This window comes from Maribacter spongiicola (assembly GCF_052119685.1).
Taxonomy (GTDB): domain Bacteria; phylum Bacteroidota; class Bacteroidia; order Flavobacteriales; family Flavobacteriaceae; genus Maribacter; species Maribacter spongiicola_A.
This window is the reverse complement of record NZ_JBGQOO010000021.1, coordinates 14,997-28,079: the sequence shown is the minus strand read 5'-3', so window position 1 is coordinate 28,079 and position 13,083 is coordinate 14,997. Positions and strand designations below refer to the sequence as shown.

At 34.3% G+C, this 13,083-nt stretch carries 13 protein-coding genes; 9 read left to right on the top strand and 4 right to left on the bottom strand.

Translation table 11 applies throughout. The annotated features are described in order from the left end of the window. The first annotated feature begins 351 nt into the window (after positions 1-351). The 4 genes from thrS (at position 352) to rplT (ending at position 3,638) form a co-directional block, all read left to right on the top strand. Complete coding sequence (thrS, locus tag ACEN2N_RS18710; protein WP_441825752.1) at positions 352-2,298, top strand: threonine--tRNA ligase; 1,947 nt, start codon at positions 352-354, stop codon at positions 2,296-2,298. 24 nt (positions 2,299-2,322) lie between these two features. After that, positions 2,323-2,880 (top strand): translation initiation factor IF-3, encoded by a 558-nt coding sequence (gene infC, locus ACEN2N_RS18705; protein WP_133685575.1) that lies wholly within the window; start codon positions 2,323-2,325, stop codon positions 2,878-2,880. Positions 2,881-2,998: 118 nt separating this feature from the next. Further along, positions 2,999-3,196, top strand: coding sequence for a 50S ribosomal protein L35 (gene rpmI / locus ACEN2N_RS18700; RefSeq protein ID WP_027064530.1), 198 nt, complete (start codon positions 2,999-3,001; stop codon positions 3,194-3,196). A 97-nt stretch (positions 3,197-3,293) separates the two neighbouring features. After that, the gene (gene rplT / locus ACEN2N_RS18695) at positions 3,294-3,638 is read left to right on the top strand and encodes a 50S ribosomal protein L20 (protein ID WP_133685573.1); all 345 of its coding nucleotides are present in this window, start codon (positions 3,294-3,296) and stop codon (positions 3,636-3,638) included. 36 nt (positions 3,639-3,674) lie between these two features. On the opposite strand, the gene ACEN2N_RS18690 is transcribed toward rplT, so the two are convergent. Then, complete coding sequence (locus tag ACEN2N_RS18690) at positions 3,675-3,953, bottom strand: EF-hand domain-containing protein (RefSeq protein ID WP_441825751.1); 279 nt, start codon at positions 3,951-3,953, stop codon at positions 3,675-3,677. A 32-nt stretch (positions 3,954-3,985) separates the two neighbouring features. Further along, the gene (locus tag ACEN2N_RS18685; protein ID WP_441825750.1) at positions 3,986-4,408 is read right to left on the bottom strand and encodes a secondary thiamine-phosphate synthase enzyme YjbQ; all 423 of its coding nucleotides are present in this window, start codon (positions 4,406-4,408) and stop codon (positions 3,986-3,988) included. A 91-nt stretch (positions 4,409-4,499) separates the two neighbouring features. On the opposite strand from ACEN2N_RS18685, the gene ACEN2N_RS18680 reads away from it, so the two are divergent. The 3 genes from ACEN2N_RS18680 (at position 4,500) to ACEN2N_RS18670 (ending at position 6,643) form a co-directional block, all read left to right on the top strand. Beyond that, on the top strand, positions 4,500-5,309 hold the full coding sequence (locus ACEN2N_RS18680; RefSeq protein ID WP_441825749.1) for an HAD family hydrolase: 810 nt from the start codon (positions 4,500-4,502) through the stop codon (positions 5,307-5,309). Positions 5,310-5,543: 234 nt separating this feature from the next. Further along, positions 5,544-6,446, top strand: coding sequence for a DUF1338 domain-containing protein (locus tag ACEN2N_RS18675; protein WP_441825748.1), 903 nt, complete (start codon positions 5,544-5,546; stop codon positions 6,444-6,446). A 68-nt stretch (positions 6,447-6,514) separates the two neighbouring features. Beyond that, positions 6,515-6,643, top strand: coding sequence for an HAD hydrolase family protein (locus ACEN2N_RS18670; protein ID WP_441825747.1), 129 nt, complete (start codon positions 6,515-6,517; stop codon positions 6,641-6,643). A 15-nt stretch (positions 6,644-6,658) separates the two neighbouring features. Here the strand turns inward: ACEN2N_RS18670 and ACEN2N_RS18665 are convergent, their stop codons facing one another. Then, entirely contained in the window at positions 6,659-7,648 is a 990-nt protein-coding gene (locus tag ACEN2N_RS18665; RefSeq protein WP_441825746.1) for a helix-turn-helix domain-containing protein, read from the bottom strand. 129 nt (positions 7,649-7,777) lie between these two features. Between ACEN2N_RS18665 and ACEN2N_RS18660 the strand changes: the two genes are divergently transcribed. Both ACEN2N_RS18660 and ACEN2N_RS18655 read left to right on the top strand, forming a co-directional pair. Further along, positions 7,778-10,195: a TonB-dependent receptor gene (locus tag ACEN2N_RS18660; protein ID WP_441825745.1), complete on the top strand. Its 2,418-nt coding sequence runs from the start codon at positions 7,778-7,780 to the stop codon at positions 10,193-10,195. Between the two features lie 20 nt (positions 10,196-10,215). After that, positions 10,216-11,577, top strand: coding sequence for a hypothetical protein (locus ACEN2N_RS18655; RefSeq protein ID WP_441825744.1), 1,362 nt, complete (start codon positions 10,216-10,218; stop codon positions 11,575-11,577). 92 nt (positions 11,578-11,669) lie between these two features. Here the strand turns inward: ACEN2N_RS18655 and ACEN2N_RS18650 are convergent, their stop codons facing one another. After that, complete coding sequence (locus tag ACEN2N_RS18650; RefSeq protein WP_441825743.1) at positions 11,670-12,932, bottom strand: asparagine synthetase B; 1,263 nt, start codon at positions 12,930-12,932, stop codon at positions 11,670-11,672. Between the last annotated feature and the right edge of the window lie 151 nt (positions 12,933-13,083).

The window sequence follows — 13,083 nt, the reverse complement described above, 5'->3', positions numbered from 1 at the left end:
CGTTTGCGGGGTGCAAATGTACACACTATTCTTAACTACACAACACTTTTTTAAATAAAATAAACAAAGTTTTTTAATGTATTTCCGCAACATTCTATTCCATAACCAATTAGCTGTAAAATAAAAAAAATACCTCATAGCATTTAACAAGAAAATAAATACAACAATAGTTGATGACGCTAAACACTTACCGTCTAATCAATACAGAATACAGCCAATTCCCTATAAAAGCATTGAACTAAACAGAGTACATTATACTAACTATTAAACATCTGATCAAAACATAACATCATTATATTGTAGAGGTGAATAGTTCATATTATCTTTGCTACCCTATAATATGAATAGCAAATGATTAAAATTACACTTCCCGATGGATCGGTTAAGGAATTTGAAAAAGGAACAACCCCTATGGAGGTTGCAAAAAGCATAAGCGAGGGTTTAGCTCGTAATGTTATTTCAGCAAAATTCAACAGCACTATTGTTGAAACCGTAACTTCACTAGAAACCGATGGTAGCTTAGTGTTGTACACGTGGAATGATAAGGAAGGTAAAACCGCTTTTTGGCATTCTACTTCACATATTGTAGCTCAAGCTATAGAAGAATTATACCCAGGGGTAAAACTAACTATTGGTCCGGCTATTGATAATGGATTCTATTATGACGTAGAACTTCCTACAGGTTCTATTTCTGATAAAGATTTTCCATCCATCGAAAAGAAAGCTTTAGAAATTGCAAGAGGTAAGCATGATTATAAAATGAGAGATGTTTCAAAAGCTGATGCTCTTACATTTTATAAAAATCAAGGCAATGAGTACAAGGTAGAATTGATAGAAAATCTTGAAGATGGAACGATTACTTTTTGTGATCATGATTCTTTTACAGATTTATGTCGCGGTGGGCATATACCAAATACCGGTATTGTTAAAGCAATTAAGATATTAAGTGTTGCCGGAGCATACTGGAGAGGAAACGAAAATAATACCCAACTTACACGTATATATGGTATATCATTTCCGAAGCAAAAAGAACTGACCGAATATTTAGAGCTTTTAGAAGAAGCTAAAAAACGCGACCATAGAAAATTAGGCAAAGAATTAGAGTTATTTACTTTCTCTCAAAAGGTAGGGCAAGGTTTACCGTTATGGCTACCTAAAGGTGCCGCTCTAAGAGAACGTTTAGAGCAATTCTTAAAAAAGGCACAAAAGAAAGCTGGTTATGAAATGGTGGTTACACCTCATATTGGTCAAAAGGAACTATATGTTACCTCTGGTCATTATGAAAAATATGGAGCAGACAGCTTTCAACCAATTCGTACGCCAAAAGAAGATGAGGAATTTTTGCTGAAACCAATGAACTGCCCACATCACTGTGAAATTTACAACGCCAAACCATTTAGCTATAAAGAATTACCTAAAAGATTTGCCGAATTTGGTACCGTATATAGATATGAGCAAAGTGGTGAGTTGCACGGACTAACCAGGGTTAGAGGATTTACTCAAGATGACGCACATATTTTTTGTACACCAGAACAATTAGACGAGGAGTTCAAAGAAGTGATAGATCTATCATTATATGTACTTGGGTCTTTAGGATTTGAAGATTTCACAGCTCAAGTATCGGTACGTGATTTAGATACTCCAGAAAAATATATTGGATCGGTAGAAAACTGGGAAAAGGCAGAGCAAGCAATTATTAATGCTGCCAAAGAAAAAGGACTTAATTATGTTATAGAAAGTGGTGAAGCTGCTTTTTATGGCCCTAAGTTAGATTTCATGGTGAAAGATGCCTTGGGTAGACAATGGCAATTGGGTACGATTCAGGTAGATTACAACCTACCAGAAAGGTTCGAATTAACCTATAAAGGTAGTGACAATGAGCTTCACAGACCTGTTATGATACACCGCGCACCATTTGGTAGTATGGAACGGTTTATAGCATTATTAATAGAACACACGGGTGGCAATTTCCCATTATGGTTGACCCCTGAACAAGCTATTATTCTTCCTGTTAGCGAAAAACATGAAAAATATGCTGAAAAAGTTTTAAAATCCCTAGAAAATAACGAAATTCGCGCTCTTATCGATAGTAGAAACGAGACTATAGGTAAGAAAATACGTGAAGCAGAAATGAGTAAAGTACCATTTATGCTAATCGTAGGGGACAATGATGAAGTTGCAAACACTATTTCTGTGCGTAAACATGGAGGTGAAGACTTAGGAGCGATAGACGTTACTATGTTTACAGACTTGGTCAACAAAGAAATAAAGAGTACCTTAAAGACGTTTAAAGAATAAAAGTTTAATTAAAATTATTTAGTCATAGCAATACGTAAAAGATTTCGACCACAACCTAGAAGGGAAAATAAGAATCCCCACAATATCAATGAAAAGATAACGGCCCCAAATGTTAGGTTGGTAGGTGACAATGTAGAAGTAGGTGTATATCCTTTTCCTCAGGCTCTTGAGAAAGCAGAAGAATTAGGTTTGGATTTGGTGGAGATATCCCCAAAAGCAGACCCTCCTGTTTGTAAAATAATGGAGTATAAAAAGTTTTTATACGAGCAGAAGAAGAGAGACAAGGCCATGAAAGCGAAAGCTTCTAAGGTTGTTGTCAAAGAAATAAGATTTGGACCTCAGACAGATGACCATGATTATGACTTTAAAAAGAAACATGCTGAAAAGTTCCTTCAAGAAGGTGCTAAATTAAAGGCATACGTATTTTTTAAAGGTCGTTCTATCGTCTACAAAGATCAAGGTGAAATTTTATTATTAAAATTAGCCTCTGAGTTAGAAGAATTAGGAAAGGTAGAACAAATGCCTAAGCTAGAAGGAAAGCGTATGACTATGTTCATCGCCCCTAAGACTAAGAGTAAATAAAATAATACATCGGCTTCGCTCAGCGACCGAATGCATTTATAAAATACTAAACGCTGCCTACATTTGTGAGCAGCGTTTAGCATGAAAAGTGAGATTAATATATATAAACTAGGAGAAAATGCCTAAACAAAAAACAAAATCCAGTGCTAAGAAGCGTTTTAAGCTTACAGGTACAGGTAAAATTAAAAGAAAGCACGCTTTTAAGAGTCACATTCTTACAAAGAAGTCTAAAAAGCGTAAGCTTAAGTTAACACATGATGGTTTAGTTCATCAAGCAGATGTTAACAGCATTAAAGAACAATTACGTTTAAAGTAATTCAAGTTCTTTAGAAGGTAAAATTATTAACCATGGAGTTAGGCTTTAAAAGTTTCTTAAATTAAAAGGACGCCTACTACAAAAAAATTAGAAAAAAATGCCAAGATCAGTAAATGCAGTAGCTTCAAGAGCCAGAAGAAAAAAGGTAATGAAGCAAGCCAAAGGTTACTTTGGAAGACGTAAAAACGTTTGGACAGTAGCCAAGAATGCGGTTGAAAAAGCAATGTTATATGCTTACAGAGACCGTAGAAACAAGAAAAGAACTTTTCGTTCATTATGGATTACCCGTATTAATGCAGGTGCCAGACAACACGGAATGTCCTACTCTCAATTTATGGGAAAAGTAAAAGCTGGAAATATAGAACTTAACAGAAAAGTTCTTGCAGATTTAGCGATGAACCACCCAGATGCCTTCAAGGCAGTTGTAGATCAGGTAAAATAAATTAATAACAATCTCACTTTTTGAAAAATCCGATTCTCACGAATCGGATTTTTTAATTTTAGCTATAGCCGCCTTAAATTCTACCCAATCTATTAGTTCATCGTTATTCTTATCATAACCCTCTATAAGCTTTGATCCCACAAGACCTCTTATAAATCCGCTTATTTCAGCCTGCTTCAAGAGCTTGACTATCTCTCCTTTTGTAAGTTTCTGGTCATTATCCTCATCAAAAAAATTAAATGCCATTTCAGGAGTTTCGAAATGATTGGTAATAAGGATTTGGATTTTATTTAAAATAGTTTCTTCTGTCGTCATATTATTTTGCTTTAATTCAATTTAGTGATAATTCAATTTCCCCACAACGTCAAAACTATATTTCTACCCGTTGCATAATTTCTATGCTCACATAGATAAATACCCTGCCATATACCCATATTCAATTTGCCTTTGGTAACAGGTACTTGTACTGAAGCCCCCATTAAAGATGCCTTAATATGCGCAGGCATATCATCTGAACCTTCATAGTCATGTCTATAATAAGGTGCATTCTCAGGAACTAGAATATTCATATGAGACTCAAAGTCATCTCTAACTGTTGGGTCCGCATTTTCATTTATGGTTAAACTGGCAGAAGTATGTTTAATAAACACTTGCAGAAAACCTTGCTCAATTTCTTTGATTTCTGGTAATCTCGCAAGTAAGTCATCAGTAATAATATGAAAACCTCTTGAATACGCCCTTAAGCTAACTTCTTTTTGATATAATTTCATTTGCCAAATATTATTAAATAAAGGTAAAACTTTGCTCTTTAGCTACGTTGCTAAACTTCGTTGAAATATCTTTACAGAAAAATAGTAATACATGGATTTATCGAAGATTAAAATGGTTGTTTCTGATATGGACGGCACCTTGTTAAACTCTAACCACCAGGTCAGCGATCAATTCTTTGAACTTTTTAAAGGGTTAAAATCTCAAGGTATCACTTTTGTTGCTGCGAGCGGTAGACAGTACAATAGTATTATAGACAAATTAGATTCCATCAAAGATGATATCATTGTAATTGCAGAAAACGGTGGTTTTGCTATGAAGCAGAATATTGAAATTCTGGCTACTCCCCTTGATAAAAATCATGTACAAGAAATTCTTAATACTTTAAACCAAATACCGAATATACACCCCGTACTTTGTGGTAAACATAAAGCTTATTTAACTGGAAAATCTAATGAGTTTGTAAACAAGCTTGGCGAGTATTATACCCAGTTTGAAATAATTGAAAATCTTTCAGCTTTTAATTCTGAAGTCATCAAAATTGCTATTTATCATTTCGAAAGTAGTGAGCAATATATCTATCCGTTTGTGAAACATTTTGAAAGTGTATTAAAGGTAAAAGTATCTGGAGAAAATTGGCTGGATATTTCTAACATGAATGCACATAAAGGATACGCCTTAACCAAAGTTATGGAAAGCTATAACTTAAAGCCTGATGAAGTAATGGTCTTTGGCGACTATAATAATGACCTTGAAATGCTGGCATTATCAGATTTCGGATTCGCTATGGAAAATGCCCATCCCAATGTAAAAGAAGTAGCTACATATAGCACAACAAGTAACGATAATTTAGGTGTTGAACGTATTTTAAAAGAGCTCATAAAATCTCAAATTAAATTGTAAAAAATTTTTGATTATAACACAGTTCTAAAAACTAACTATGTATACAGTATTATTGACACGTTGTATTCAAAACAGCTTTATACCCCATACTTAAATCAATTAACTACTATTATAATTTTTCAATTTGTACCGAGACATACCCACAACCAAAGAATAATAGGCATGATTTCAAAAATATATTTAATAGCTAGTCTAGAAACAATTGTAACTTTAAAGAAAATTAAATAGTTAACTATGGATTTTACTGATGACACAAAACTAGATAGCGTAATGGGAGCACTATTTACTCCCTACAAACAATCTGTTACAGATGTTCAAAAAGTGATAGATGCGTTACTGTTACATGCAATTATAAGTTCAGAAGATGAAATAGTAAACGACCATATTGCTTTTAGAACTCTTGGAGTTCCAAATTTAGGTATAACCTCTTTCGAAAAGCTTTTTTTACATTATGGTTATGTAAAAAAAGACTATTATTATTTTAAAGAAAAAAAGTTGAATGCCTATTGGTACGCACCCCCATCACCTAAATATCCACGCATTTTTATAAGTGAATTAAGGGTAAATGATTTACCTGAAAAAGCAAAAACTATATTAAATAAATATACTAAAGACATTCTCCAAGACCCCGTAGATAGCATTGATTTAAACAATGTAGAGTCTGTTGGAAACTTTTTTTATAAGCCACTCTGGGACCTCCCTACAATTACCGATTATCAAGAGCTTCAAAAAATTAGTGAGTATGCTGCTTGGGTATTGTACAATAGATATTATTTAAACCATTACACTATAAGCGTCCACGATTTAAAACAGCCATATAATTCACTAGAAAGCTTTAATAAGTTTTTGGCAAAAATTGGTATCTCCTTAAATACGGCTGGCGGAATCATTAAAACAAGTGCTGATGGTTTACTAAAACAAACGAGTTCGGTAGCTAAAATGATAGATGCAATTTTTAAAGATGGTGAACACTTAGAAATATCTGGTAGTTATGTGGAGTTTGCCGAACGATTACCGTATCCAAAATCTACAAATGAAAACGAGCCTACTAGAAGGAGGGATGGTTTTGAATCTGCAAATGCGGATAAGATATTTGAAAGTACCTACAGTTCTCAAACAGACAACAAAACAGACTAAGTATTCTGTTTCTTTTTTCTAGGCAGGAAATAAAATATTGTTTAATATTTTATGATTTCCTGGATACGTTGGCATTATCAAATTTCGGATTCGCTATGAAAAACGCCCAACCCAATGTAAAAAAAGTTGCTAAATACAGTACGTTAAGTAATGACGAAAATGGAGTCGAGCACATATTAAAAATGCTGATTAAATAATGTAATTATCCCCAATTATTGTACTGCAGGTTTTAACTCACTTGGCACATACCCCATAGTTCTTTTAAAAGCAGTGGTAAAATGCTGCGGATTTGCATAACCTACTTCATATGCCGCATATGCAATGGTTGCCCCATCTTGGGTTATTAAACTCTTAGCAAGCTCCATACGTATTGCTGTAATATATTTAAACAGCGTTACCCCATATATTTTTTTAAAATCTCTTTTCAACTTGGTGGCATTAAAACCTGCTACGTTCGCTAAATCTAAAATTTTCAATGGCTCCTTTAAGTTATTTCTAATGTGAGCTTCTACCCTTACAATTGCCAAATAATCTGAATTCAATAATTTTATATTAGTCTTAGAAAGCTTAGAAGTTTGTCTACCTAACAGAAAATCTATCATTAAAACCGTCAATTTACTTTCTAAATATGTTTTTCTAATCTCTCCTTTATAAGGGCATTGAATTATCTCATTTATTTTACTCCGAATTTGAGGAGGGATAAATTTACTTTTATCCCATAATACAAAAGAATTTGAGTTAGATATTGCTGCTTTTAATTTTTCAAAAGAACTTTCAAATTCAGTTCCCAGTAGGCTTTGAAGCAAACTAGGTTTAACATAAATCTCAAATAACTTAGCATTTCCTTTAAAAAATATATCTCTACCCTCAGTTGTTGGGTAGTAAAACATATTACAGTGATTTTCTGGAATTTGAACTAAATATTTAATATGTCTAAGTGGTTGATAACAATAAGTTCCCTCTAGAGAAAAATGAAGTTTTATTAAATGTTTGTCGCTTGTTACACAAATTTCTGAATTGAACTGATGAATTAGGTCCAGATTAGAAAAGTCTGCACCTCTAATAAAAGAGTTATTATCCTTAGTGGTCACTTCTACTTCATTGAACTGAACTGAGTTATTAATGAATCCGTTTTTAAACAGCTCACCTACTCGCAATTCTTTTCGTAACAACTCGGTATTTATATACTTTTCCTCTCCCAATTCAATACTTCCTTTTGCGTATGTTTAAATTCCTTTCTCGGTACTTGCCTTCTCATTCCTGCTTTAGATTTGCAAAACTAATTTATTTAGACTTAATCTTAATAAAGATTAGTAGCTATTTTAAATCAAATGAAAAAAATCTTCACTGCTGTACTTTTCTTCATGTTCTTATTTGTTCAAGGACAGCAAATTTCAGGAACAGTTTCGGGTACCGTAAAAGATACATCTGGCGATTCTTTACCATTTGCAAGTGTATTGGTTGAGGGACTAAAACTTGGCGTTCTTACTAATGATAATGGCTTCTACACTATCAAAAATGTTCCAAAAGGAAAATACAACCTGATAGTTTCATTCGTTGGTTATGGAACTCGTTCAATACCTTTTGAAATATCGGAAAGTAACAATAAAGTCAATCTTGATTTTACCCTACAAGAATCTACAGAGAATTTAGATGAAGTTACCATCAACGGTAAATCGCATGAAACAAAACTAGAAACAAAAGGTTTTGCTGTCAGCGCAATAAAAACAGAAGAAGCTAGCCTTAGAAATATACAAACCAACGAACTACTGAATACTACTGTTGGGGTAAAAATTCGTCAAAATGGCGGTTTAGGTTCAGAGGTAACCTATAGTTTAAACGGATTATCTGGTAACTCGGTACGTATATTTATAGATGGAATTCCCATTTCAACTTACGGTAATTCATTCAATCTAAATAGTATACCACCTTCAATGATTAAAAACATTGAAGTTTATAAAGGCGTGGTACCTGGTTATTTAGCCGACGATGCGTTGGGTGGAGCTATTAATATAGTACTCCACAATGATGCAAAAACGAATTTTAATGCGTCGGTATCCTACGGATCATTCAATACGACTCAAGCCAGTGTAAATGGCTTGTATCGTTCTGATAAATCAGGGTTAACGGTTAAAGCATCTCTTTTTCACAACTACTCTGATAATGATTATAAGGTATCGGGAAGAAGTGTTGTTATTACCGGCTTAGGCGGGGTACAAACTCCTATAACCGCAAGAAGATTCAATGATGCTTACAGATCTACTGGTGGTAGAGCAGAAATAGGTTTTACCGATGTAAAATGGGCTGACCAATTTTTTATTGGTGTCACTGGATCAGATGATTATAAAGAAGTACAGCATGGAGCTTTTATGACCATAACCCCATATAAGGATAGGTTTTTAGAATCTGATGCTTTATTAGGAAGTATCAACTATCAAAAGAAAGATCTTTTCACAAAAGGGCTTGATGTGAACATAAATGGTCTATACGGAAAAAGAAACCGTGCGGTAAATGACACTGTTTCTTGGGCATATAGTTGGAACGGAGAAAGAGCAGTTGATTTTAGGGGAAATGAATACCAATATACCTGGAGGTCTCAACAAGAAGGAGGACCTACACTTGCTAAAATAAAAAGAAATGTAGCCTCTATAAGAAGTGGTGTTTCTTATGCCATAAACGACCATCATAGTGTATCGATAAATCATGTGTATAGCGGAATCGACCGAGAAGATAGCGATGCCTTAAGATCTGTATTAGAAAACACTTTTTTAGGCACAAGAGAATTGAAAAAGAACATATATTCCTTAACCTACGAGTTAACCGCTTTTGATGAAAAATTAAAGGCAAGTTTATTTGGCAAACATTACCAACAGAAATCTACTAGTATTGATCCTGCTATTGAATCTGACGCTGACGGAAATGATGTGGTAGTAGATGAAGTAGTCAGCAGCAATAAAAATTATGATGGCTATGGTTTTGCTGCTTCTTACGAAATTGTACCTAGTATCACCTTATTAGCATCCGCAGAAAAAGCAATTAGATTACCAGACGAAACTGAGATTTTCGGTAATGATGGAGATAACGTGGTAGCCAATTCAAGTATTGATCCAGAAAGCAGTGAGAACTTCAACTTAGGATTCAGATTTGGAAATTTCAATATTAAAAAACATGCTTTTACGATATCTACCAATGTTTTCACCCGTAACATAAAAGACAGAATTGGTCTACCTATTGAAACATCTTTGAATGTTGATGATGAATTAATTGTATATGTAAACCAAGGTAGTGGTACATCTAAAGGTTTTGATGCGCAACTAAATTACTCTTACGACAACAATTTTGGCTTGAATTTCAATATTTCTCGATTTGATTTAAAAATTGAAAATCAAGGAATAGAAATCGATGTGCCTAATACGCCGTTTTTTACCATGAATGGCGGTTTACGCTATTCTTTCAAAGATTTAATACAGAAAAAGTCTAGACTTAATGCATTTTACAATGTGTACTTCACCGATGAATTTTCTTTCCTAACTGCTCAAGGCAGCAACACCGTTGGTAATGAGTTTTTTGCCGTTCCCCAACAAATATCACAAGATTTCGGACTTAGCTATGCATTTCCAAATAACAGAGTTACAGTAAGTTTTGATATTAAAAATATATTCGACGAACCCGTTTACGATAATCTTTCTGTTCAAAAACCAGGAAGAGCTTTTTACCTAAAACTGAATTACGCAATAAATAAATTTTAATCTTTTAATTAATACTAAAAATGAAAAGAACGTTTCTAAATCTAAAAACCTTTGCTGCAATTATATTTACCGCTGGTCTTATGACCGCCTGCAGTAATGAAGACGATACTGTAGTAGTACCAGAAACAGATACAGAAGAACCAGATACTGTTGAACCGGAAGAGCCTAGATGGATTACTGTTGCGGGAGCTAAAATGGGAGAAGATCCAGGTGATGGTAATGGTGGAACTTTAATTTACGCAGTAACTAGTGTTGATGCTAAAGACCCTACTGTTTCTATTGAGCCTTTTAAAAATGGTTTTATTGCACCGTCTAACAGAACAGCAAGATTACAATCTTCTGAAGATGGTAATACTATTTTCAATATTAGCTACGCTGGTGATACTGGTGGTAATTATACTAAGTATACCGTTGAAGGCGGACAAACTTTTACACCATCTGGATCAGAAGTTAGTATAGCCCCATATGTAGGTACAGCCCCACGATGGATAAAATTATTCGACGGAGATAAAACCGGTGCTGCCGTTTATGTAAACAATGAAAATGAATTTGACGAGAATGATACCTACACTCGTACCGAGGCTACTATTGGTGTGGTAACTTTAGATTTGGTAAATTCTTCAATTAAAGAATTTCAAGAGCATAGTGTACCTTTAAGCACAGAGGAAGAAGCGGCCGGTTATTATATCTCTAGAATTGATATGCCAACTTTAAATGCTGCAGGAAACAAATTATATATTGGTGCTCGTTTAAGCAAAGTTGATCCTTCTACCGCTGAAAGTGATAGCGATTTTGAGATTTTAGGTTCTAAAACCATTGTTTTAGACTACCCTTCTCTACTTAATCCTTCAGTAATTACATCTACAGTTGGTCATGGAAATACGAACGGCTACCGAAGTATTAATTCTTTCGAATACAACGGTAGTGTTTATCAAGCAAACCAAAGTGACCCAGAAGGTTCTCATATTTTAAAAATTGATTCAGATAATGAATATGATAATACTTACGATTTCAATTTAGACGATGCTTTAGGTGTAGAAGGTGCATATATTTTAGCATGGAGACCAACTGCAAATGGCAAAGGGGTATTAGCTTATCGTCATGACGGTTCTGCTGATGGTGTTGCTGGTGCACAAGGTTTTTTCGCCTTAGTAGATTTAAATGCCAAGACTGCAGTTAAAATTAATGACATTCCTTATGATCCAGATTTCTACCTATTTCAATACCAAGGCTTTGTTGTTGAAGGAACCGAAATTTACCTTACTCAAGGTGCTGTTGGTCAAAACGGAAATATCTATGTTGTAGCAACAGAAACAGGTGCAGTAACTAAAGGTGCGGAATTAGTAAATGTTGCAGGTAGTCACTTTATTGGAGTATTCTAGACCCAAAAAAGAAACCTTATAGAAAAAAACCGTAATCAATACTTTCATATTAATTACGGTTTTTTTTATTTCAATTGAAAAAAGAATAAAAATCAGGTCTTTTGCTTCTTCTTTCTGGCTGCCGGAAATAAAACATTATTAAGTATCAAACGATACCCTGGTGAAGTTGGGTGCAACTCTAATTCGGTTTTTGGGTCCCCTACTCTATGTTGGTAATCTTCAGGATCATGACCACCGTAAAATGTAAAGAAGCCTTTTCCTTTTATACCGTGAATGTATCTTGCTTCTTCGTTTAATTTATTTTCGCCCAAGATTAAAACAGTTGGTTTTATCTCTGAACGCGTAAAAGCAGTTGTTTGTCCCATAAAACCTTTTACCAAAGAAGTATGATTTTGACATAACATGGTAGGCACCGGATCCCATTTAGCAGAGAAATCCATTAACGAAAAGTAATCTGATTCCTTCGCTACATTTCCTCTTTTATTCGTCATATCGATAGAAGAGAATTCATATTTCAGCGGACTTCTCTCTAATATAAAGTCTGTAAAAGCAAAAGTTTTACCATAATCTAAACTTGCTTGGTAATTTGGATCTGAAGCATCACCATCGAACATAGGTTCTACAATATCAATACCGTCAGCAGCTAAAGCAATATCAAAACTATCGGTTGCAGAACACATAGCAAACATGAATCCGCCACCAATAACATAGTTTCTTATTTTTAACGCTACTGCTCCTTTTTCTTCAGACACCTTATCAAATCCTAATTTCTTTGCTAACTTTTCAGAATTCTTTTTCCCTTCAATATACCAAGGCGTTGCTCTATATGCCCCATAAAACTTACCATATTGCCCCGTAAAATCTTCGTGATGTAAGTGAAGCCAATCATACAATGCTAACTTATCTCCCAATACTTCTTCATCATAAATAGTGGTATACGGAATTTCAGCATACGTCAATGCCATAGTTACGGCATCATCCCAAGGTTGTTTATCTTGTGGAGAATACACTGCAATTCGCGGAGCTTTTTCTAGTATTACAGCATCTTGATTCACAGAAGGACTACTTATTTCATCTAAAATTCCGTTTGCTTGTGCATCAGATAAAATTTCAAAACTTACTCCCCTAATTTGACATTCTTTTCTAATGCTTTCCCCATCCGGAAGTAAAAAAGATCCTCCCCTATAATTCAATAGCCATTGTACTTTTTGCTGCTTTGCCAAAACCCAATACGTAATACCGTATGCTTTTAAATGATTTTTTTGAGTATCGGCATCCATCGGAATCAAAATCGATGATGCGAAAAGTTGTACCGAAAGTAGAAGAAAGAAGACTGATGTTATTAATTTGGACATAAAGTATTATCAATGTATTCACCCAAAGATATAGTAAATTCTTTGGAGCAATATTTATGGTGCCGTTAAAGCTATTGTAATTATGATAATTGTATTTACCGAAAACCAATTGGTTTTAAAACAAAAAAGCCCCCCAAATGGGAGACTTTCA